Source organism: Vibrio sp. M60_M70, from assembly GCF_037162085.1.
GTDB classification, from domain to species: Bacteria; Pseudomonadota; Gammaproteobacteria; order Enterobacterales; family Vibrionaceae; genus Vibrio; species Vibrio diabolicus.
This window is the reverse complement of sequence record NZ_JARLUL010000002.1, coordinates 950,660-976,732: the sequence shown is the minus strand read 5'-3', so window position 1 is coordinate 976,732 and position 26,073 is coordinate 950,660. Positions and strand designations below refer to the sequence as shown.

Genomic DNA, 26,073 nt, shown 5'->3' with positions numbered 1-26,073 from the left:
GGAGGTTTTTGTTTTTGGGATGCAATTGATTTACTTCGCCATCAACTCATCAAGAGCTTGAATTGATTCAGACACTTGAGACGCCAATTGATCTTTAGTCGCCATATAGGTATCTAAAGGTTGAGGCGCAGCTTCAATTGCTTGGCAAGAGTTCATTAATGCCGTAAGCCCTAAACTCCCTGCGCTGCCTTTTAGTTTGTGAGCAAGGTTCTTCACTTCTTTACTGTCATTACCACCAGCAGACGCTTGCAGCTTGCTTAGTACATCGGCACTGGTCGTTCTAAACAGATTAATGATGTGCAACATCTTCTCTCTGCCCAAGATTTTCATATCGGACTCAATCACGCTCGGGTTAATGATGACCACATCTGATTCCTCTGTTTTAGGGACTTGAACAACCTTTGATTGTATCGCTTGTTCTTGAGGCGAAGTTTGATCAAACGGGGTACAGTCGGCATTTTGTGGCAATAACAACGGTTTTCCATCCAGCACATCCTGAATCAATGCCGCTAGTGCTTCTTTTGCCAATGGTTTAGGTAAATACCCGTCAAAACCTGCAGCTAAATAGCGCTCAACTTCTTCGGCAAAAACGTGCGCAGACACTGCGATCATAGGCGTAGCAGCAAGGGCTTTATTGGCTGGTTTGTTACATTCAATTTGTTTTAAACGTTGGATTAACTCGGTTCCATCACAGTCTGGCAAGTTGATGTCGACTAAAGCGATATCAAAATCCTGCGTGCTGATCAGTTGCTCTGCCTGTGAACCGTTTTCTGCCATCACGACCTGGTGGCCCATGCTTTCTAAAAAGCCTTCCGCAACCACTCGGTTTACTTCATTGTCTTCTACCAACAAGACTTTCGCTTTCACTTTGCAGCGCGCGGTTGCCACTGCACCGGTTTCAACAGGCTCACTTTCCTCTAATGGAATGGAGAACCAGAATCGACTGCCATGTCCTTCTTCAGAATCGACTTCTAAAATACCGCCCATCGCTTCAATGATTCGTTTACTGATGGCAAGGCCAAGCCCCGTTCCTCCAGTTTGACTCATCCCACCTTCGGCTTGCGTGAAGGCATCAAACAACGTTCTCTGATCTTTTTTGGCAATACCTATCCCGGTATCTGATACTTCGAATAGGACTTGCGACTCATCCTCTGGGTTGAGGCTAACGTAGATATCAATTTCACCTTCGTCAGTAAATTTAATCGCGTTTCCGACAAGGTTGTTAAGCACTTGACTGATTCTGGTGACATCCCCTTTCCAATAGCGACTTACATCACTTTCAATATGATAGGAAAACAACAGCTTCTTCTCTTGAGCTCGGCTGTTCATTAACTGGAAAGTGTCTTCAACCATTTGGTGTAAATCGAAGCCCATGTGGCGAATCTCTAAATGCCCTGCTTCAATCTTGGAGTAGTCCAGCACATCATTCAGAATCGCGAGCAACGTTTTACCACTGCGGTTGATGATTTCCGCATAACGCTTTTGAATAGGGTTGAGGCCGGAGTCAATCAACAGACGTGCTGTTCCGAGCACTCCATTCATCGGCGTTCTGATCTCATGGCTCATGGTCGCCAAGAATGCTGATTTAGCTCGACTCGCTTGCTCTGCTTGCTTACGAGCTTTCGCGTGATTCAAAACCTCTTCATTCAAACGGCGGTTCGCTTGTTTTAACTGTGAAGTGCGTTGCTCAACGAGCTCTTCCAAATGCTCTTTGTGCTCTTCGAGCTCTCGCTTGGCTTGAGCTTCTCCCTCTGCGACCACTTTTAGCGCTTGCGCTGTATTTCGAGCCGTGATGATAGCTTGCCCCATATGCGCTAGCTCATCTTTGCCTTTTACCTCCAGCTCGACGGCTAAGTTACCCTGCGCCACAGAAAGCAGCGCAGCAGAGTACTCTGCCAATCGCTTAACCACAGAAAGGTATACAACACGCCATAAAATCAGCACCAACACAATCAAACCAACAATTGAAATCACCGTTAGAGACCACTGAGCGAATTTCAGCGTGCTCGTCAATTCATCCACAGCGACGGTTGTTGTTTTGTTTGAATCATCAACCAATTTGTTTACGGTACCATTCAGCTCCGAAAACAATTCCAGTGTCTTTTGCATCAGTTGTTGAGATTGTTCGTTATTCTCATACTGCTGCATCAAAATAGTGAACACGACCTGACGCTTACCGAGCTCTGTTAGTAGTTGGCTCATTTGTTTGGAGCGAGTGGGATCTTCTACGGCAAGCACACGGCGCTTCATGATTTTGAGATTACTTTCAAAATCACTTTGCACCTGCTGGATTCGCTCAATATTGGTTAATGTGCGAGCTTCTTCAATTTGATTCAGCATTTTAAAAGCCAATAAGTGCAGCTCATGCAATCGCTCTGTCAGATCTAGATCCACTTCCACCAGCGCATCTAGTGCCTGATAAACTTGCGATTTTTTATTCGATTCTAATAAGTCATAGATATGTGTGACGTTAGCAACGGCAATGGTGCTCGTGTTCTGAACTTGCGTCCGAGTTAGCTGTTCCAACTCTTCACTCAGTAAGCGCATCTCTTCGACACGAGTATCAATCTCTTTTGCCAGCCACAGCTTTCTTTCAACCGAAACACCAAGTTCTGCCAAGTTGTCGATAACGTTCTGGACGTTACTCTCGAGATCTTCTAGCAATTGAGAATCAAACGACTCACTCCCCAGCTCTTTGATATGAGTAAGCAATGATTCGAGCTGTTCGAAAAGCACACGTCCAGACTCTTTCCGTTCTTGTTCGTTTCTTGCGTTTGATAACAGTTGCACAGACGAAATGATGCGAGTACTCAACTCAGAGACTTGCCTCGCTTCAATCATGGCGGGAATTGCAGAATCCACGACATTTCTTTCCGTCTTGGCAACTAAAGAAAATCCAGACACACCAATAAGTGCCGATAACATAACCAGCATTGCCATCGCAATGAAAGACAACAAGAGTTTACGACCGATGCTTGCGGTTGCTAGCAACATATTTTCATGACCTTAATGTTCGTGTTCAGCGACATATTACGTTATATTTTGCAGTGTTTACTTAATCTATGCCAACGAACTTCATTTCATGGTTAAAAATCAACACGCATTTCGCACAACTTTCAAACATTCAGCAGTCACATTAGCCCTCGTCGCTTCTTTACCAGTGGTTGCAGCAGAAAAAGTATGTGCCATTTACCCTCACCTAAAGGATTCATACTGGTTATCAGTAAACTATGGAATGGTGTCCGAAGCGAAAAAAGAAGGCGTCGAGCTGAGAGTCCTTGAAGCGGGTGGCTACCCAAACAAAACGCGTCAAGAGCAACAACTCGCACTGTGCAGCCAATGGGGAGCAGATGCGATTGTTCTTGGGACAGTGGACCCACAAGCCTATGAACATTCGCTTAAGAATTGGGTCGGAAACATTCCTGTCTTTGCTACTGTGAACCAACTCGATCTGGATGAAGAGCAAAGTGAGCTGTTAAAAGGTACGGTCGGTGTTGACTGGCACTGGATGGGATACGAAGCAGGAAAATATCTGGCTGCTCGCCATCCAAAGGGATCAGGAAAAACAAACATTGCCTTACTTCTGGGGCCGCGTACTCGTGGAGGTACGAAGCCCGTGACTGCCGGATTTTATGAAGCGATCCAAGGAAGTGATATCAACATCGTTGACTCGTTTTGGGCAGACAACGACAAAGAGTTACAGCGTAACCTGGTTCAACGTGTGATTGATATGGGAAATATAGATTATATCGTTGGCAGCGCGGTTGCGATTGAAGCCGCTATCAGTGAACTGCGTAGCGCAGGCAAAGCTGAGGAGATCGGTTTGGTTTCTGTGTACTTAAGTCACGGTGTTTACCGAGGCCTATTGCGTAACAAAGTACTCTTCGCGCCAACAGATAAAATGGTGCAGCAAGGCAGGCTTTCCGTCATGCAAGCAGCGCATTACTTGAGGGGTGAAGAGTATGACAAACATGCCTCACCAACGATCAAACCACTGACTCCGAAGACACTTCATGACGATACGATCGAAGAATCGTTATCTCCGTCAGAATATAGGCCGACATTCCGTGTTAAGGCTGTTGATTGAAAGACAAAAAACGTGTTCTATTGAATAACAACAATTTTAAAATCATATAAACGGAAACATCTTGATGCAAAAAACCATTCGTACCATGCCAACCCACAAACATGTGGCTTTGGTTGCCCATGACAACTGCAAACCTGAGCTACTTCGCTGGGTAAAAGAAAACAAAGAAAAACTGCAGAGTCACTTTCTTTACGCGACAGGCACAACCGGACACATGTTGAGCAAAGAAACTGGACTGGCGATTAAGAGCATGATCAGTGGCCCAATGGGCGGTGACCAACAACTTGGCGCGCTCATTTCAGAAGGCAAAATCGACGTTCTCGTTTTCTTCTGGGATCCGCTAAACGCCGTACCTCACGACCCAGACGTTAAAGCGCTTCTTCGTATTGCTAGCGTTTGGAATATTCCTGTGGCAACGAACCGAGCCACCGCTAAGTTCTTGTTTAACTCCCCTCTTCTTGAGCAAGAAGTGGATATTGAAGTACCGGATTACGAAGCGTATCTTGCTGAACGCATGTAAGCTTTGATGCCAACCGAATAACGTAAAGGCGATACTGAGTATCGCCTTTATTATTTCTAAAATTCAGAACTCTGCCTTCAACGCGAAGTGATGATCGGATAATCACCATTGACGAGCTCTTGAACAAATGCGGATCCAGCGCCAGTGTGCGTAATCCAAACCTTCTCTTTCGCACGCGTAATCGCCACGTAAAACAGCCTGCGCTCTTCTGCGTGAGGGAATTTGTCTTTGGACTCGGTCAGTGCGCCATCAATGTGAATTTGCTTCTTCTTCGCAGGGAATTGCCCCTCATCCACAGAAAGAATAATGACAAAATCAGCCTCTCGCCCTTTACTCGCATGACAAGTCATAAAACGAATATCGAGATTAGGAAAACGTCGCAACCAATCGTCATACAAGTCGGGCTTGTGATAATGATTACGTCCTAACAATAAGACTGACTTGGTTTGCTTGGCTTGTTGATTCAATTGATCCAAGATCTTTTCAACTTGGTTACTCGGTGCGGTATGCACACTCTTCTGCTTACGTTGCTTGTGGCTATTTAATGTTTTCGGCAATTGCGATGGGTTTTGCTGAACAAAAGTGTTTGCCACATCACCAATCTGATTGTTGAAACGATAAGTCGTATCTAGATGATGAACGGTAGAGTGAGCAAAGCGCTCTTTAAACCCAGTGATAAGATCGACGTCCGCACCAGCAAACTGATAGATGGCCTGCCAGTCATCACCAACCGCAAACAACGTCGCACCCGCTTGTTTCTGTGTGGATTCACACAGTGCTTCAATCAGTGCTAAACGGTCTGGAGAGATATCTTGGTACTCATCGACCATAATGAAGCGCCATGGAGAGACAAATTTCCCTTTATTTACATAATCTGTCGCACGACTGATCATGGTAGGGAAATCCACTTGATTGCTTTCTTTAAGCATTTTCTGCCACGCCGTAAAACATGGCCAACACAAGGCGAGTTCGCTGTTTAAACGAGTATAGTCTTGGTGATTTACCAACTTTTCTTGCACTTGCTTTTTGGTTAGCCCTACCGCAGCTAAGTGAGACAACTGAGAGTCTAGCCACGCGATCAGTTTTGGGTTTTCTGAGTGACTTCCTAACTCATCGTCCCCTTTTAAATAGGCAATCGGCCATTTGTCTAAATGTTTTTGCCAACGTTTAAAGTTAGTAGGCGTCATCCAATGCTTTTTCAGCCAATCTACACACCATGCCGTTCGCTGGTTGTCATCTAACGCCAACGGACTGATCTCAACAGGCTGTTGCTCAACTTGATTAAGTATATATAAGCCTAGTTGATGGAACGTATTCACACGCACACCGTCTGCGGCCATGCCTACTTTATCCACTAAACGCTCTTTCATTTCAGTCGCGGCATCACGACCGAAAGCCAGCATAAGCAACTCTTCTGCTTGAGCCTGGTGGCTTTGCAACAAGTATGCAACTCGAGCCGTTAAAACACTGGTTTTGCCAGAGCCTGCGCCAGCAAGGACTAAGTTGTGATCATCGTTAAGCAACACCGCATATTGCTGGGATAAGTTTAAAGGCGAAGATTCTATGCGATTAAACAGCACTTCCCAATTCGGACGTTCTTCCTCAAGCCAATCACGATTACGCTCACCAAGCGTCGCAGACGTATCAATAAGCCAAGGTTCGATTTCCGCCATGCGATTCGGCATCCGCATTTTGGCTTCTTCTAGAGTGGTTTTCATTTCGCTTAACTCTTGGTTAAGACTTTCCACCCAGGAGACCACTTGAGAGTGCGATAGATAGGCAGGAAGATGCTTAAGTTTGTAGAGCTCTTCTTCCCACTTAGGTAGATACTCAGCCAGTTTTCGGCACTGAGTATTGTGCCATTCTTGATACTGACGAACAGCTTCAAGAGCAAACTTACGGCATTGTGGCCACGGTAGCCCTTGTACTAGCCAACTTTGTTGTTTGCCTTCGTGCTCATGAGCAAAAAACTGCAAAGAGCTCCATAACAACCCACGCTTTACGCTAACTTTGCCATTCCAGATCGTAAAAGGAATATGTTCTTCACTGCCTATTGAGCTTAATAAAACACTGTTCTCTTTTATTTCGACGTGATGGTACTCATTTTGAATAAAAAACTGTGCTTTGCTAGTGGCAGTGAGCTGCATGAAACGTGCGCCTTTTAATTTAGAAGTTGTCGATTTATATCATTTTAAGGCGCCAAATTGTAGCAATGGCGAGCACCTAAGTAAGCATCTTCTTTTATTCTTTAATAAAATTCACATTACTGTCGATTTAGTAACCTAAAGCTCATTCTATTTGAAGCTGACTTTACAATTATAGACACATTGCATGGCTGCTTTAGTATAAGTCAATGACATCCCTGTTGATTTTATCAGCAACAACGAATTTTTCTTAAAGTAAATCATAAACGCGCTATAGTGGGTTTGGTAGTATTCCCCCGTTTTTCATCGGAAACATAAGGCGCATTGTGCAAGCAACTTCTAAATTTCGGCTCTATTGGGCAAACAAGACCATAAATTACAGCGTTCTTATCCTAATCACCTTACTGGGTGTAGTTATCCCGACTTGGTACTTCGAGCAAAACACGCTGATCACGCCGCTAATACTGGGCGTTATTGCTGCTGCTTTGGCAGAGAGTGATGATAGTTTCACTGGGCGCATCAAGGCGCTGATTCTGACCTTTCTCTGTTTTGCGCTCGCCGCTTTCTCAATTGAAATCTTGTTCGACACCCCTTGGGCATTTGCATTAGGGTTATTTATCTCAACCTTTGGTTTTATCATTCTTGGAGCGATAGGTCCTAAATACGCGAGCATTGCTTTTGGCTCTTTGCTGATCGCCATTTACACCATGCTTGGTGCGCATGAAAGTACTAACATTTGGTTTCAGCCACTACTGCTTTTAACTGGTGCTGCTTGGTATTACTTCATGTCGATGATTTGGCATATATTTTGGCCTCTTCAGCCTGTGCAACAAAGCTTAGCCAATGTGTTCTTCCAAATGGCAAATTATCTCGATGCGAAAGCCAAGCTTTTTCACCCTGTCACCAACCTAACGCCACAGCCACTTCGGATTGAAGCCGCCAAGTGCAACGCAGCGACGGTGATGGCGCTAAACGCTTGCAAAGCCACATTACTAAACCGCTCGAAACGCGGCCACATTGATGGCCCTAGTGATCGATTCTTAAATATCTACTTCATCGCTCAAGACATCCACGAACGAGTCAGCTCTAGCCATTACCGCTATCAAGATTTAGCAACTGAATTTGAACGTTCTGATGTGCTGTTTCGTTTTAAATATCTTTTGGAATCTCAAGCCCAAGCGTGTCGTGATATTGCATTAGCGATTCAGCTAGGGAATGAATACTCACATACCGATCAGTCCATCTTGGCCTTAGCTGAAGTGCAAAATTCACTTGCTTACTTAGAAGAACAAAAGCAAGGACACTGGAAACGTCTGCTAATGCAGTTAACATATTTATTCAATAACTTAGCGACGGTGGAAAAGCAACTGAATAACATTAACAACCCAGATGTTGAGGGCCTAGAGGAAGATACGCTCGCCGATACTAACCCGCACACATTAAAAGCCATGTGGCAGCGTATATCCGCGAATTTACACAAAGATTCGATGCTGTTTCGACACGCATTGCGTATGTCGATTGCCTTGACGATTGGTTATGGAATCATTCAAGTATTCAATATCGACCGAGGTTACTGGATACTCTTAACCACTCTCTTCGTGTGTCAGCCGAACTACAGTGCAACGCGTCAAAAACTGACTGCGCGAGTCATAGGCACATTAGCTGGTTTGTTAATTGGCGTACCATTACTGACTTTCTTCCCTTCTCAAGAAAGCCAGTTAGTATTCATCGTTATTTCTGGCGTGATGTTTTTCGCCTTTCGGATGAACAATTACGGATACGCAACTGGATTCATCACACTTCTGGTCCTCTTCTTATTCAACCAGTTAGGTGAAGGTTACGCGGTTGTGCTTCCTCGACTAGCTGATACCCTCATCGGGTGTGTGCTTGCTGTAGGAGCCGTGCTGGTTATTTTGCCAGATTGGCAATCGAGAAGGCTGCACAAAGTCATGTCGGATGCGATAGATGCTAACAAACAGTATCTCGATCAGATCATTGGTCAGTATCGAATTGGTAAAAAGGACAACTTGAGCTATCGCATTGCTCGTCGTCAAGCCCATAACAGTGATGCCTCACTTTCTTCTGCCATCAGTACAATGCTTGCGGAACCTGGTAAATATCGTGCTGCCGTTGATGAGAGCTTCCGCTTCTTAACGTTAAATCACGCAATGCTGAACTATATTTCTGCTCTTGGTGCGCACCGAACTCGCATTGAAGATGAGTCGATTCATAAGCTCGTTTTAGATGCACACCGCTGTATTCATCAGCATTTAGACGTTCTCCATAAACAGCTTCACCAGCATTGCGAAGAGTGCGATTTATCTAATATTGACGACGCAGGACTTGAGCAACGCTTGAATGAGTGGCGAGATGAAGATGATAGTTCCGCTCGCATGGTGCTGCAGCAACTTCACCTTATCTATCGCATGCTCCCAGAGCTACATTCACTTGCCAGTAAGTTTGCAGTGAGGGTGAACTAGTAACACACGGATAGAAAAGGGAAGCGAATTGTCGCTTCCTTTTTTTCTTTCTACTTTTCTATCTACCCCAAAGTGGGTAATTATGTACCTTCATAGGAAAAATCTGACGTATCACTTAACACACCTTGACAATGTTCGGACAAAAAGCAATCGATCAAATTCTAATCTATCTAGGTTGAATAAATATGTTGTATCCAAAGGACGAAGAATTTCGGGAAATGAAGGATAAACCGAATTACAACGAGGGTATTGAGATGAACGCACAACAATTTAATGAACTTAAACAAAAGCTCAGTGATTTAACGGCGAGTCAGTTGAAATCATTACAGGGTGAGATAAGCGTAAAGTTAAAAAAACACAAAACCCAGTACTTTCTGTTGAAGAAAGAGAAATGCTTTCTAAACTGTTTGCTTAATCAAATCATTGATATAAAACACTTGAACGTTTTATAAACTCCACCTATGCTCTCATTAGCATAGTATTGGGAGTGGTGATATGCCTGTATCAGGAATTCAATCTGGGCACCAAATTCTTCAGATGTCACAGCAGATGGCTGAAAAAGCCGCGCATGGTATTAATGATAACTTAGGTAAAGTGAAAGAAGAGATCGCTTCTCACAACATCGATTTGGCTAAAGTGGCAGATGTCGCAATAACCGCTTCAACTCCTAGCCTCCCTTCTCAAAAAGTTGAATCACTCATCAACCTTACGCAAGCTGCAGGTTACAACCGAGTGGGTGCGTCCGTCATTGAGAAAAACAATGAAGTCATTGGCAGCTTACTCGATATTCACGTCTAAAACTTCTTAGTTCCGACCTGTCACTACAAATCCGTAACAAGCCCTCTCTTGCTACCTAATGTTGTGCTATTTCGATTCAATAAGTCTCAATAAAAATCAATAACTCCCAATAAAAACGGACGCCTTGTTAAAGCCGCCCGTTTTATGTTGAATCCAAATTTATCCGTTATCAATAACACCGTGATTCAGCAATGACTCTACAATCTCATTGGAGCTAAGACCGTTGAAGTCTATCGATGTACCTAAGTTTTCCACAACAATGGTTTGCTGGACATTTGCATCCGTCGTAATGTTCAGAGAAACATTTTCTGTTGATGCGTCGTAATCGGCTTGAATGTGCGCAAGTAAATCATCAATACCTGCCGTTGGATCATTCAAATCAGCGATCACGTCTTTGAGGTCAATGGTGTCCTCATTGACGCTAAAGTCAGTGATGGTGTCAATCGCACCATTATCCACCGTGTCTTCTGTCCATTTAAAGATATCGCTACCCGCACCACCAGTCAGAATATCAGAGCCTAGTCCGCCAATAAGCACGTCATCTCCATCTCCTCCTAGGATATAATCATCTCCCGTACCGGCTGCTAAAGTAATGCCTGCATCACTACCAATAAGATAGCTGTCTTCACTTTCAGCTGACTGATCAATATCTTGACTATTTAGTGTAACGTTTAGATTAATGTCTAATGGCGTTGAATACGCTTGGTCACCATTTGATGCAGTAGAAACCGCAGTCAATGTAATATCGTAATCTCCCGGGATCGCATTATTGATATGTAGCGTATCAATTTCATCTTCTGGAACAGTCCATGTTGTACCATCAAAGCTGATATTCGATGTTGTAGCTTCACTCGTGATAGTGGCTCCTCTTGGCACGCCAGTGAGCTCTAAAGCCAGTACTTCATCGACATCGGTCAACGCCGCCATAATACCCACTAGCGCGATGCCTTGACGGCTTGCACTTTGACTCGCACTAATTCTTTGAATGTAACTAAAGTTCTGATCAATGGCCAAGTTTGGTACGTCAGCGACAGGCGTTACGTTAATATCAAACGTTTCTGATGTTTGTAGTGAGGTACCCGTTAAGTTGTCATAGAAGATACCGTTGTCATCAGCGGTAACGGTAAGCGCAATAGAATTGCTGTTCACGTCACTGGCATCAATAAATACACCGACATCCGGATCCGTCGAAGCGAAAAGACTATTAAGCTGAGACAAAGTCCCCATCAGTACAGTTTCACCTGCTAAACCAACGCCTTGAGTAATGCCACTCCCCGCCGGGACAACGACACTTATATCACCCTCATCGATGCTGAGTGACACCGTCATGATTTCATTCTCATGAATACCTGCAAAATCAACATCGGTAATTTCGAAACCTGAGATTTTTTGATCCGATGACTCCACAATCGTATTTGTGACCATTGAGCCATCAACCTCCGGAGCATCGTTAATCGCCTGCACTGTCATCACGGCTGAGCCACTGACGGTCTTCGGATCCGAGACGCCATTGGTCATGCCATCATCCGTAATATCGTAATTAAAGCTTACATCCCCGTAAAAATCAGGATCAGGTTCAAAGCTCCACTCCGTTGAGCTCAGTTGAGTAAGCGTCCCTGCTGCAGGGTCGACAAGCGTAACATTGCTAACGGTTAAATTGTCCGACTCAATATCAACCGCATTAACCAGCAAGTCTGCTGCGGTAACAATAACAGCGCCGCTGTCTTCATCAATACTTGTCAACGTCACTTCAGATGTTGTTGGTGCATCGTTCACCTCTGTGACTTCAATTACAAATTGGCTGCTATTTGAATTGAGTGTTTCATCGACACCGCTAATCACAATCCCTTCGTTGCCTTGGTCATCGACAGTGATATCGACATTGACGTTACCAAAGAAGTTAAGCGCTGGGTTAAACTCCACTAAACCATCAGCGATAGCGGCGTTAAGGTCAGATACGGTTCCTTTCAGTTCAATTGAACCCGTGCCGTCTCCAGAAACCGTCAATCCGTAATTGGCAATAATCGATGGTTCGAGCGCCAAGTAACCGCTATCGACAGCAATATTCAAGACATACTCTGCGGTAGGATCATCAAGTACCGCATCCACATCCGAAATACCAAATGTATCCAGCAGGATAGCGTTGTCTTCTGGTGTTTCAACGTCAATGACATTCACGAAGTCCGGTCGATCATTCACCGCTTCAACATCAACAGCTACGTCAAACTCCTCGGCTGAACCTAAACTTTGGCGACCATCGAGCCCGGTATCAACCGCTTGCACTTTGAAATGCAGTGACCCACCCCATGAGTTATCGTTGCGATCACCAGAATTAAAGACCACTTGATCCAAATCTTGAGCATCGATTTCTAATACGAAGACGCCATTTCCTTGGTCAGTAAACACCGTTCCATCAGGTAATGAAACACTCGCCCCATCAGGGACATTTGAAATCTCAACTCTCAGCGTCTCTGGATCATTTTCCTGGTAGGTTGCGCCATCTCCGATGGACTCTTTGTTATCAACCACCAGCGCATTGACGTTGATAACAATATCTTCTCCCTCATTCCCCGCAACTGAAGTATCAGGATTCACATCGACATCATCGCCAATAGGATTCACAACCAGCGTAAAGTTATTAGTTCGCTCTGTTGGTACTTGTAACAATTCTTCTTGGATGAACACGGTAATGCCAATCTCTGCCTCGCCACTGAAGTTTTTCGGCGGTTTGATTTGGATGTCACTCAAATCAACGGATGTCTGAGTAAGGTCTTTTAGCTGAATACTCCATTCTCCTCCGCCGTTGTTCTTAACAACATAATCAGAGGAATTGGATTGCACGACAAAATCATCAGGGATCCCTGTTAACTTGAGTGAAACGAAACTTTCAGAGCCATCATTATCGTTTAAGCTGATCGAAACCCCAGAGCCTGATTGATTCAACGAAATTAAAGTATCTTCGTCACCAACCACGGTAATTGGCTTCGTAGGATCGGCACCTGTAATCGTAATATCGTCCACCACTGGCGTAACTTCGAATGTCACGTCATCAGTAAAAGTTCTTATATCGATATTATCGCCAGGGTTATTTAGGATAGACTGATCAAATACAGCCTCGTCCGTGATCTCTCCTTCGATATTAATCTTGACGGTGTTTTGTCCCCCACCTACGGGATAATTTTCTTTCGGCTTAAACAGAACATTATCAAGCGCACCCGCTAAAATCTCAGCTTCATTAAACTCAATACTTGTCCCTAAGCTATTGCCATTTGCGTCAACAAACTCCCCCAGTGTTGCATCATCGAGTGCTAACTTGATGTTCGTTAGCGTTTCCTGACCACCTTGGATATTGTTATAACGGTCAGCAAAATCGACATTTAGATTAAGTTGGATTAAACCATCTTCATAACCCACACCATCCGCCGTTGGTACATCGTTATTGAGGTCATTAACTGGTTGTTTGTTAGCGTCTAAACCGAGAGTACCTGTGATATCCACTGTCACATTTGGTGTAACATCACCATCTAATGGCTGATCACCCGCCGAACTCGGAACATCTGCAATCGGTAAAACCTGGACTGGAATTCGCACGTTGTTTTCTTTTTCGTCGCCAGACTCTGTGTCTTTGGTGACAAACCTCACAGGCAATTCGAAATCACCAGCGTAATCTTCAGCCAAGTGCATCGTTAAACCGTCCAAACCTGTGATATTGCCACTAGCATCAATATCTGCTTGGAAAACGTATTTACCATTGACAAAATCGATATCAGTGCCTGTTATCACCAAGCCTGGAGGAATACCGGGTGCAGATGGATCAATAACAACAGTCAAAACATCTTCCACACCATCCGCATTAATCGCATCGACTTTCGACGTCAATTGAGTGCCAAGGTCGATCGCATTATCTTCCGATGCTTCAATTTGGACGCCATCAGTCACCTGAATTTCAGCTGCAACACTTGTTTGCGGCGTGAGAACCGTCGGAAACTCAAGTGTCACGTCAGTCTCTCTTACTACTGTTGCGTCTTTTTCAACGGCATCTTCACCTAAATCGTTGACCTCGGCATAGATGGTTAACCCAATTTGAGATAGACCGCCGTTGTCACCATCATCGCTGTCGTCGTTTGGCGTTAAATCAAGACCCGAAGGCGCTTTAATCGAGAAGTTTTCTTCGTCAATGACTGTCCATCGACCGCCGCCTTCGTTCAATGCACCAACAATGACCAATTGATTGAGAATCTCAGGGTCAACATTGTGGAACTGAACAACAAGCTGAGTCACTACTTCATCTGAAGAGGCGTCAAACTCTTGGTATTTGATGATATTCGCACCAGACTCCCCACCCGTTGAAGTATTGATCGTAAAATCAATGTTCCCTTGACCGTCTGACTTCACGATGTCAGTGACAACGCCAGTGCTTTCAGTAACAAGCAAACGTGTCTGGGCGTCTAGCGATCCTGTTGTATTTTCTGGCTCAACGATTGGATTGACTTGGACATGCACCATGCCATTGATGGTTTTTTCTGCAATTCCCTGCCCTGGATTAGAAGCATCGACATATTCGTGGTCAATCTCTTTCACCGTCACCGTAGTATTCAAATCAAAGTCAGTACTAGAGTCTTGCTCTAATTGCACCTGGACATACCCGCTTTGAGAGATTCGAGCAGAAAAGTCTTGCTCCGACTCGTTCGCTAGTGGCGAAAGTGTTAATGTTCCAGAAACCAATGTTTGTGCTACGCCATCGACATAAACCGTGCTGCCTGGAGGAAATCCAGAAATCGTCACATCACTAAAGAACTCGTCTGTATCAGGGCTTTGAGCCAACGTTGGCTTCCAATCAATATTAAAGCGTGTATCTTCATCACCTTCTGATTGAACTGTGTAGTTATCTTGCGCATCAATGACAGGAGCGACAATAATTCGGATCTCACCCGATGAGGTTCGACTGTGACCATCATTCTCTGTGACGATCGTCGTCGCTGTAATATGAATGTTCTCCGTCGATGACGCTTCCGGTTTAATAACAATTCCAGAATTAATATTCGCCGTGGTGATATTGGCTTCATAGATTGGCTGATTTTGCGCGTCATAGCCTACAAAGGTCAGATCGACGGATGCACCATCGCTATCAAATACCTCGACACCTGCCGGAATATTGGATAGCAGAACCGTAACCGACTCTGAGTGATCATTCGGGTTATCTGGTAACTCGCCAGAGATGACACTAAAGCCCAACTCTACTTGACCATTCTCATCGATATTAGTCTCAATACCTCTCACATTGCCGTCATTAAACTCATGCCAGATCCCTGATTTATCATTAAGCTCAATAAATGGTATGTCAGCTACGCCTTTCACACCGACGATCACTGTTTTGCTGCCTAGTGACAACATATCTTCGGCAACCCCACTAGATAACGATGCCGTGTCTTTGACGATACCTTCAACGTTGAAAGTAAAGTCATCATTGCTGTGCAACGGAGGAAGCACTTCGACCTTGGCTAACTCAGATTCTGGCACTTCGTAATAGAGTACATTGCCGCTTGAATCGGTTACTTCTACGATTTGGCTTGGGTTTGCTGAATCAAGCCACACTAACGTAACGCCATCAATTGAGAAGTCAGAAATACGCACAAATAGTGCTTCAGAACCATCTAAATCCGCAGACGGCTTCATGGTAATCACTTCACTTAACTGAAGTGGATCATGATCCGTGACAGGATTGACGGTATCTTGAGTTCGAGCGTTATCCTCAAAGACATTGATTCGGTTGACCGTAAAACTACCTGGGTCCGCGATTGGGTTAACATCAATGATGATAGTTTCTGTCTCTGAACGTGCCGTTTCCTTCCCTGATAACGGATTATTGTTTTCTGTTGTAATCGCGGTTACATCAATCTTGATTTCGCCCGAGAAATTATCGATTGGATCAATTTGAACGTCACCAATTCGGCTGGCATCTACGAGATAAACACCACCAGATTTTGGTATCGCACTACCATCTGAATAGACTAACTCTGCGTTATCTTCCCCTTGTGTAAAGACGAGTTCGTACACAATTCCTTCAGGGTTACTAGTATCTTGAGTTTCAGCCGTGATGTTAAGTGCGACGTTGTTTCCGTCTTCATCGACAGAATAGTTAAACTCGCTGCTCGTCGTCCAAGTCGCAATATCTGCAACGGCAGCAACTTCAATGTCTAAACGACCATTAATCGTATGATCTGGCGTACCATTGTTAAGAATTTCCACACGGATACGAGGATCGATACCAGAAGCATCGGTTGATGTATGACGATCTGGTACGAAGTACAAGTTATCTAACGAGACAAGCTCACCATTGAATGACTGCTCGACATTTGATGCGTCGAGAACAACCGTATTGCCTACTGGTGTCAGTTCAATGAAGTTACCGCTGCCATCTCGGTAATAGAAAGTACCGTTGTGCGTGCTTGCATCTCGAATCGTGATGTCACCTAAGCTTTCGTTACGATCGATATCATGCAAATCGATAACCAAATTGACTTTCGCCGGCGTCACATCCAGCGTCGACAAGTTATCCTGAGTATTTGCAGAGTCAACGCCCACAACGACGCCATCACGCCCTTGGTCCTCGAACGCAGTAACGGTAGACGTGTCAATTTGCGCATTACGGTCTCTTATCGAGATATCCACATCGGCATCTGCGATATCGCCATCACCATCGGTTGCAACAACGTTGATGGTGAAATCAATCGAGTCGGTTTCGGTATGGTCAAGATCGTCATTAGGACGGAATGACACACTGCCATCAGTTCGAACAACCAAACGACCGATTTCAGTATCCACTCCGTCAAGAACCTTGTGAACAAATACGACTTGGTCGCTGCCGTTCAAATCGACAGAATCAGAATCAACACCGTTTTGCTTAAAGTAAATGCCTGAATCATCAGCCGAAAATGAAGTCACTTGTGCGCCGTCAGCACCAAGATCGTCATCAGCTTCTACAGGGTCTTGGAATAAGTGAACCGTGCGGCTGCCTTGTCCCTCAACACGCGAAATAGATGCATCGTGCAAGGTTGGAACATCATCGGTAATCGTCACTGGTAAGTTAATACCTGCCGTATCGCCATCGACATCTGTAGCAAAGACTGGAAGATCGAGTATGAGTGTATCTTCGCCTTGGATTGAGTGGTCTAGCACACCCTCAAGCGTAAACTTGTAAGAGCCGTCAGCGTTCAAAACTAGCGTGAATACTGAGTTTCCATCCGGAGTCTGCCCTTGATAAGTGTAGTTGTTGTTGCTTACTGCAGTTTGAACAAGTGTCACCGCTAACCCACCGGAAGTTACTCCTGGGATCGGGTTAGATGTCAGGTCCAGTTGGTAAGAGACAACGGTATCTGCCCCTTCCAGCGTATCGAAATTGCCCGTTGCTTCTAGGCTGCCTTTGTTGGTTGCCTGAGAGCCGTTGGCAAGGTCATCCTCATCAACAGCCAAAGCATCTGCTGATTTAATTTCGGGAATGTCATCAACCACGGTAATTGGAAGATTCAGTGATGATGACGTGTCACCATCAAAGTCTGTTACTGTAATTGGGATATCAATGACAAGGTTGTTTTCACCTTGAACAGCGTCATGGTCGATGGGTCCCAACAGCTCAAATTGGTAGCTGTCATTATTCGCATCAAGAGACAGCGTGAAGATCTTAGTTGATGTGCCAGTAATAACCGCTTCGTAACTGGTTACTCCACCATTGGTGCCTACTAGATTCAACTCGATGCTGCTGCCATTCGACGTTAAGCCTGACACGACTGCATCGAGGTCAGAAACTTGGTAGCTGACAATCTTGTCTGCACCAGCAACGACCTCAAATCCGCCGTTTAATACCGTAGAATCATTACTTGTCGTATCAGAGCCACCGGCAAGATCATCTTCATCAACGGTTTGTTGGCTAGAGTCTGTCACTTTCACAATCGCTGGAACATCGTCCACCACAGTGATCGGCAAGGTGATGTTATTGGACACATCGCCGTCAAAATCGGTCGCGTTGACAGGGAAGTTGATGACTAACGAGTTTTCATCGTTACCCCCAGGATGATCAAGTGCACCCAACAGTTCAAATTCATAGCTGTCTGCTGAACCATTTAGCGTCAGTTTAAAGACGATATCCGTCGTACCTTGTACGTAAGCTCGGTACTCAATCACACCATTTGAATTTGAAAACTCAACCAATTCAAGCGCTTGACCACCTGAAGTAAGTCCAGAAACAGGTGACGTTAAGCTATCCAGCTGGAAGCTAACGATAGTATCGGCACCATCGGTAACGTCAAAATTGCCACCAATGATATTGGATTCTGGCGTGTCGTCCGAACCTTGGCTTGGAATATCATCCTCATCCACAGACAAGGTACTACCAGAGCTAATAGCATCAATGGTTGGCTTGTCATCTACGATCGTCACTGGCAAGGTCGCAGTGATGGTATCGTTGTCGCCATCTGTAATCTTCACAGGTAGATTCAACAAAATCTCATCAGAGTTAACCGCGTGATCTAACTGACCAGATAACTCAAAGTCGTATTTACCATCTTGATGAAGTGTCAACGTGAAGACAGTCACTCCACCCGGAGTTTGTCCCACGTAAACAAGCGCATCAGCAGTTGAAGCACCAACGTCTTGAGAAAGTGTTACCTCTTCTCCACCCGATTTCAGATTCGGGATAGGATTTGAGCTCAGATCCAATTCGAACGCATCAATACCATCTGCGCTAGTGACTTCAAACTCACCTGATACCGTTAATGGCTCTTTAGTGCCATCAGAACCAAGAGGTAAGTCATCTTCGTCGACACGTAGACTTTCAATATTGGTAACAACTGGAACATCGTCCACAACGGTAATTGGCAATGTGAAGGCTGGTGACGTATCACCATCATTATCCGTCGCCGTCACAGGAAGGTTAATAATGATTTCGTTTTGCTGGTTACCATCTGGGTGATCAAGCGGCTTTTGTAAATCGAACTCGTAGGTGTTGTTCGTTGCATCCAACGTCAGTTCGAACACCACTTCAGCAGGATTGCCAGCGATCCCTTGGTATACGTTCACGCCATTTGCGCTAGAAGACAGAACTAAGGTGATAGCGTCACCATCTGAAGTCAGTGACGCAACAGGCGTGGTCAGGTCACTAAGCTGAATAGAAGCAACTTGGTCAGCACCTTCGGTTATATCAAAAGTACCTGAAATAACAGTATCTTCTGCACTTGCAGCATCCGTACCTGCTGGTAGGTCATCTTCATCAACGGTTTGTTCGCTGCCTGCTAGTAAACCATCAATGGTCGGAACATCATCCACAACCGTAATTGGTAAGGTGATGTTGTTCGACACGTCTCCATCAAAGTCAGTCGCGTTTATCGGCAAATTGATGACCAGTTCATTTTGGCCATCAGCATTTGGATGATCGAGAGGAGCAAGCAAATCGAACGTGTAGCTATCATCAGAGGCATCGAGGGTCACTCGGAATACTGGTGTCGTCGTGCCATCAATACGAGCTTCGTAAACTGAAACGCCACCTGCGTTTGAGACTTCAACCATGACCAGTGATTGACCACCAGAGGTCAGGCCTTGTACTGGCGTCGTTAGGTCAGAAACACCATACTCTACAATGCCATCAGAGCCATCAGTCGCGATGAAGTTACCGGCAATGCTGTTCGACTGCGTACCATCAGATCCAACTGTTGGGATATCGTCCTCGTCAACCGTTTGCACACTTGTTGCTTCGATGCCACCAAGTGTCGGCTTGTCATCAACGATCTTGACAGGAATTGTCTCAGCAAAGGTGTCGCAATCAAAGTCTGTCGCAATAATTGGGAAATTGAGTGTCAGCTCATCGCTATCAACAGCATGGTCGATTGGCCCTTCAAGCGTAAACTGATAGCTACCATCGGTATTCACCGTCAGCGTAAAGACCGCTTCAGAACCCGCTGTTGCTTTATAGGTAAAGCTTCCATCGCCGTTTGCGGTTTCAGCCAATGTAACTGCCACGCCTTGTGATGTGAGTCCAGCCACCGGTGTTGCAGAAGCATCAAGCTGATAGCTCACCACTCGGTCAGAGCCTTGCGTTGTGGTGAAGTTGCCATCGATTGATATTGGATCGTTTTGATCCGAGCCAATCGTGGCTAAATCATCTTCATCCACGGTAATCGCATCGACATCAGTAATAGTCGGCTTGTCATCGACGATGGTGACTGGGATCGTTTCTGTGGTGGTATCACCATCAAAATCTGTCGCGATGATTGGGAAGTTCAGCGTCAGCTCATCACTACCTGTTGCATGGTCAATTGGACCTTCAAGCGTGAAGTTGTAACTGCCGTCGCTGTTCACCGTCAAGGTAAATACGGCTTCTGATCCTGCGGTAGCGGTATAGGTGAAACTGCCATCCGCATTCGCGCTTTCCGTCATTGTCACCACTACCCCGTGTGAGGTTAAGCCATTAATAGGGTTAGAGGACGCGTCTAACTGATAACTCACAACATGATCAGAACCCATCGTGACAAAGTGACCATCAATCGACACGGACTCGTTTTGATCAGAGCCAATCGTAGCCAAGTCATCTTCATCCACGCTGATCGCATCAACATTAATGATGCTTGGCTGATCATCAACAATAGTGACAGGCAGTATTTTAGTTGAAGTGTCGCCATCAAAGTCTGTTGCGATAATCGGGAAATCGATTTGTAGGCTGTCGCTATTCATCGCATGGTCTAGTGGACCTTGCAGAGTAAAGGTGTAGCTGCCATCTGGCTTCAGCACTAACTCAAATACGGCATTGCCATCTGCTGTGGCAGTGTAAGTAAAGCTACCATCACCGTTTGCCGTCTCAGCAAGCACGACAGGTTCACCATGAGAGGTCAATCCAGCAACTGGATTTGCCGTTGCATCAAGCTGGTATTTAACAACGCTGTCCGAGCCTTCTGTCGTACTAAACGAACCAGACATAAACGCATCATCGTTTTGGTCTGAGCCTATTGTGGCGAGATCATCTTCGTCTACTGTCAGTGGAACAACGTTGTCGATGCTTGGAACGTCATCAGTAATGGTGACTGGAATGGTCGCGGTCGTCGTATCACCATCAAAATCCGTCGCAATGATTGGGAAGTTCAGTACTAACTCATCGCTGTTTAACGCATGGTCGACCGGACCTTCCAGACGGAAGTTGTATGTACCGTCTGCATTCACATTCATGGTGAAGACAGGGTTACCATCCGCGGTAGCAACGTAAGTAAAGCTGCCATCGGCATTCGCAGTCTCTACCAGAGTAACAGGCTCACCTTGAGAGGTTAAACCTGCAACAGGATCAGCCGTTGAATCAAGTTGGTAGCTCACCACACGGTCTGAGCCTTGAGTGGTCGTGAACGCACCTTCTACATAAACAGCGTCACTTTGGTCTGAGCCAATACCTGATAAATCATCTTCATCCACAGCCAGAGGCACGACATTATCGATGATTGGTGCATCATCGGTGATCGTAACTGGTATGCTTGCTGAAGTTGTATCACCATCAAAATCGGTGGCAACAATTGGGAAATCAATCGTTAGGCTGTCGCTATTTACTGCATGGTCAACCGGGCCTTGCAGCGTAAAGTCGTAAGTACCATCTGTTGCGACGTTTAACGTGAATACTGGATTGCCATCTGCGGTCGCAACATAGGTAAAGCTGCCATCACCATTCGCGGTTTCCACCAGGGTAATCGCCTCACCTTGAGAGGTCAGCCCCGCAACAGGATCAGCGGTTGAATCCAGTTGATAGCTCACCACTCGGTCAGAGCCTTGAGTGGTGGTAAACGCGCCTTCAACGAATAGATCGCCGCCTGGGTCTGAGCCCACACCGCTAAGGTCATCTTCATCGACACTCAACGCATCAACCGCTGTAATAGTCGGTACATCATCAACAATCGTGACTGGAATGATTTCAGTTACTGTGTCGCCATCAAAGTCGGTGGCTATAATTGGGAAGTTCAGTGTCAACTCATCACTATCAACCGCATGATCAATTGGTCTTTCAAGCGTGAAGTTGTAAGTACCATCAGTATTCACAGTCAGCGTAAAGATCGCTTCAAAACCCGCTGTCGCTTCATAAGTGAAACTACCATCACCATTTGCGCTTTCTGTTAGCGTTACCGCCACACCTTGAGATGTTAAACCGTCAACCGGTGTTGATGAAGCATCGAGTTGGTAGCTCACCACACGGTCTGAGCCTTGCGTGGTTATGAAGCTGCCATCAATAGAAATTGGATTACTTTGGTCTGAACCAATTGACGCTAGATCATCTTCATCAACCGTAATGGCATCTACGTCAGTGATGACTGGCTTATCGTCCACGATCGTCACAGGGATCGTGGCGTTTGTGGTATCACTATCAAAGTCGGTCACGATGATTGGGAAGTTGAGCGTCAACTCGTCGCTATCGACAGCATGATCAATTGGCCCTTCTAGCGTGAAGTTATAAGAGCCATCAGTGTTCACTGTCAGTGTAAAGACCGACTCAGTACCTGCTGTTGCTTGGTAGGTAAAACTGCCATCGCCGTTTGCGGTTTCAGTTAGCGTGACTGCAACGCCTTGTGATGTAAGGCCGTCAACTGGTGTTGCAGAAGCATCGAGCTGATAGCTCACCACTCGGTCCGAGCCTTGTGTGGTGGTGAAGTTGCCATCAATTGAAATCGGATCAGTCTGGTCTGAGCCAATTGCTGCTAAGTCATCTTCATCAACGGTAATCGCATCGACATCGGTAATGGTTGGCTTATCATCCACGATGGTAACTGGCAACACGATTTGGCTTGTATCACCATCGAAGTCTGTCGCAATAACGCTAAAATCAAGAGTTAAACTGTCGCTATTTGCCGCATGGTCGATTGGACCTTGCAACTCAAAACTGTACGAGCCGTCGGTATTCAAAATTAATGTGAAAACTGCACTGCCATTTGCCGTTGCGCTGTAGGTGTAACTGCCGTCTGCATTTTGCGTTTCGGCAATGGAGACGGTTTGCCCTTGAGATTGCAGGCCATTTAAAGGATCAGCGTTTACATCCAACTGATACTGTACGACGCCATCTGAGCCCTGAGTCGTCGTGAACTGACCTTCAACCAGCGTTGGCTGTGATTGGTCAGAGCCTACCGAACTTAAGTCATCTTCATCGACGGTAAGAGCAACAACGTCGTTAATGGTTGGCACATCATCAGCAATGGTCACTGGTAGAATAAGTGAACTGGTGTCACCGTCAAAGTCCGTTGCGACAATATTGAAGTCTAAAGTTAAGCTATCGCTACCCACAGCATGATCGATTGGACCTTCAAGAGTAAATGAATAAGAACCGTCAGGGTTCACTTGTAAGGTGAAGATAGCGTCCCCTTCTGCCGTTGCAGAATAGGTAAAGCTGCCATCTGAGTTGGCTGTTTCCGTCAGAGAAATAGATCGACCCTGTGATTCCAACCCATTGAGTGGATCAGTTCCGCTCTCTAATTGATAACTTACAACTCGGTCTGAGCCCTGAGTCGTCGTGAAGCTACCTTGCGCGAGCACAGAGTCGCTTTGATCGGAGCCAATGCTTGATAAATCGTCTTCATCGACGGCTAGCGCATCAACGCCATCAATCGAAGGAACGTCATCTTGAACTTGAATGACAATTTGCGCCGCTTCTGGTGTGTTCGAACCGTCGGTAATCGAGGAGCGGTCGCCATCCGCATCTACCGCGTAAACTGGCAGTGAGAAAGTGAGCGAGTCATCGTTAGCACCCGTATGGTCGAGTTGTTCATACAAGTTGAATTGGTATTCGCCCAATACAGGGGTATCAATCGCCACATCAAATACTGTGATACGCACGCCATCCAGCTCGATGAAGCCCTCGTAAGTACGCACGCCGTTACTCTCGGACGCTAATTCTAGTTGAACAACCTGCCCTTGAGATTGAAGTCCTCCACCAACATTAAACTCTGTAGGTTCCAACTCATAGTGATCAATGATGTCACTACCGACCGCTGTCGTGATCGACCCAGCGCCACTTGTTACTACCGCGCCTTCCTGTGAACCTTGGTCAACACCCGCTTCGTCTAAAGACAATCCCGTCACGTTTTCAATCACTGGATTATCGCCATCAAGGATGGTCATCGTAAAGGTGTTACTTGCCGTATCTTGGTCAAAGTCGACGATTGTGGTTGGTAAAGAGAGCTCAATCGTATCTTCACCGTTTGTTTGTTCTAACGGCTTAAATTGCTCAAATTGGTAAGTACCATCAGTATTCAGACTGATGGTTAAGACGGTTTCATTCGAGCCAGCAATGGACAAGGTGATAGTGCTGCCGTCTTCAGAGAGTACCGCCTCTGTTGCCTGATTATCACTCAATAGGCCATCAAATTGACTAAGTCCTTCTTGATTAAATGTGACCGTTGCCAATTGATCACTACCAATATCAACAAAGGTGCCAGTAATCGGAGTAGAAGAAGATTCAACGTTTTCGAAAGTAACGTTTTGCGGCGCCGGATCATCGCCATCAATAACGGTTGTCGTAAAATCAATAGGGGCTTGAATACTGTTACCACCAATATCTGCGCCTGTAATATCAAAAGCAATATTGATTTGATCACCGACGATAGATACTTGGCCATCAGCGATGGACGCCACATGGTCAATACCCTGGCTAATCGTGGTAACGACCTCTAACTCTAAATCACGGCCTAAAGATGTCGCTTCGATCTCGATACGAAGCACTTCGTTACCACCTTGAGTGCCGATAATGGCATTTTGCGCTTCGTCGTAAACGAACGCCACAGGCTGACCACCAGAGGTAATGTCACTATTTAACTCGGTTAACAAAGACTCTAAAGAAGACGTTTCTGGTACAAATGAAGCGGTATCAAGTGCGAGATCCCCTGCTTCAACCAGCACACTAGACGAAATGGTTTGCGGGTAGCTTGATAGAGAAATTGAGCCTTCTGTTACGCTAGATTGCAATGATTGTCCGCCACCGGCAAAGATAGTGACATCCAAATCATCAGCTTCATCGCGTTCTTCTACACCGCTACGAGTCGCTGACGTCTCAAAAAAGGTGGAGGCAAGTACTTCCGGATTATTATATTCAACGGTCACATAGCCAGCATTGGCTGAGCCTTCAGCGCCAGCACCAGCAGCCGTTGCTTCCAAAATAGCAGTCGGGTCAGCACCATCTAAAATGGCCTGTTGGATAGCCGCGACATCATTAGCGTCAAAGTTAGCACCTTCGATAGCTGTTGGATCGAAAGTAACCTGGCCATTAACTGGAGATTGCAGCAAGGTTTCTGGTTGTTCAAAAGAAGGTTCTGGAAGGCACGCGACACAATTAGCATCAACCAGATACAGCTCATTATGTATCTGTACATCAAGAGAAGCGTTATTTTCAGTAATGATCACTTCGCCAGATATTAACTCATCCCCCGCTTTTATAGACCTGACTTTTCCATCCAGACCTAAAACCAAGACTTCACCTTTGACAGCATTTACAATCGCGTTCTGCGGCACGGTTTGCGTACTCATCTGACCTCCGCTAATGGCCTACGTTTCCCATTAACCTTTTTAGATAGTTTTTAAATGATTTAGTGCGGCATACTGCACACCTTTAGACGATTAGACTAAGTATCAACTCATTAAACAATCGATAAATGGCGCACTAATGAGCAAAGTAAGTAAAACTTACTAGTAGTCACAGAAATGTGACACATGTCCTAACGCCGCAATATCGATTAATTATATGAAATTGATATCTTATTCCGTATAAGTGTAGTCGTTTTAAAAAAGAAGATAGATGAAAACGCTCAGCTAAACGCCAAACTACCGGTTGCAATCAATAATGGAAGAAAAGCAATAAGAATGTTGTATACACCTGAACGTGATGACAACTTAATCAATATTGGTGACGAGAAAAATGTGACGATTAAATATTGAATGACATAAATCGTTGGACAAAATATAACCATAAAAATGTGGCTCACAATATGAATTCCCGAGCACCACGAATTCGGCTTTGTCCTGATATACAGTAAAAAAATA

General features: G+C 45.3%; 7 protein-coding genes. 4 read left to right on the top strand and 3 right to left on the bottom strand.

The window, feature by feature from the left end; translation table 11 throughout:
- Positions 1 to 30 precede the first annotated feature (30 nt).
- Positions 31 to 2,994: a TMAO reductase system sensor histidine kinase/response regulator TorS gene (gene torS, locus P4S59_RS19990; protein WP_258460035.1), complete on the bottom strand. Its 2,964-nt coding sequence runs from the start codon at positions 2,992 to 2,994 to the stop codon at positions 31 to 33.
- Positions 2,995 to 3,037: 43 nt separating this feature from the next.
- On the opposite strand from torS, the gene torT reads away from it, so the two are divergent.
- Both torT and P4S59_RS19980 read left to right on the top strand, forming a co-directional pair.
- Positions 3,038 to 4,087 carry a TMAO reductase system periplasmic protein TorT gene (gene torT / locus P4S59_RS19985; protein ID WP_301568498.1) on the top strand — a complete coding sequence of 350 codons (1,050 nt, stop codon included), beginning with the start codon at positions 3,038 to 3,040 and terminating at the stop codon, positions 4,085 to 4,087.
- A gap of 64 nt (positions 4,088 to 4,151) precedes the next feature.
- Positions 4,152 to 4,607 (top strand): methylglyoxal synthase, encoded by a 456-nt coding sequence (locus P4S59_RS19980; protein ID WP_005376571.1) that lies wholly within the window; start codon positions 4,152 to 4,154, stop codon positions 4,605 to 4,607.
- 77 nt (positions 4,608 to 4,684) lie between these two features.
- Here P4S59_RS19980 and helD read toward each other — a convergent pair whose 3' ends face one another.
- Positions 4,685 to 6,754 carry a DNA helicase IV gene (gene helD, locus P4S59_RS19975; protein ID WP_006742784.1) on the bottom strand — a complete coding sequence of 690 codons (2,070 nt, stop codon included), beginning with the start codon at positions 6,752 to 6,754 and terminating at the stop codon, positions 4,685 to 4,687.
- 323 nt (positions 6,755 to 7,077) lie between these two features.
- On the opposite strand from helD, the gene yccS reads away from it, so the two are divergent.
- Both yccS and P4S59_RS19965 read left to right on the top strand, forming a co-directional pair.
- Positions 7,078 to 9,231: a YccS family putative transporter gene (gene yccS, locus P4S59_RS19970; protein WP_337168928.1), complete on the top strand. Its 2,154-nt coding sequence runs from the start codon at positions 7,078 to 7,080 to the stop codon at positions 9,229 to 9,231.
- A gap of 495 nt (positions 9,232 to 9,726) precedes the next feature.
- Positions 9,727 to 10,029 (top strand): hypothetical protein, encoded by a 303-nt coding sequence (locus tag P4S59_RS19965; protein ID WP_104972471.1) that lies wholly within the window; start codon positions 9,727 to 9,729, stop codon positions 10,027 to 10,029.
- A gap of 159 nt (positions 10,030 to 10,188) precedes the next feature.
- Here P4S59_RS19965 and P4S59_RS19960 read toward each other — a convergent pair whose 3' ends face one another.
- Complete coding sequence (locus P4S59_RS19960; protein WP_337168927.1) at positions 10,189 to 25,560, bottom strand: retention module-containing protein; 15,372 nt, start codon at positions 25,558 to 25,560, stop codon at positions 10,189 to 10,191.
- Positions 25,561 to 26,073 lie beyond the last annotated feature (513 nt).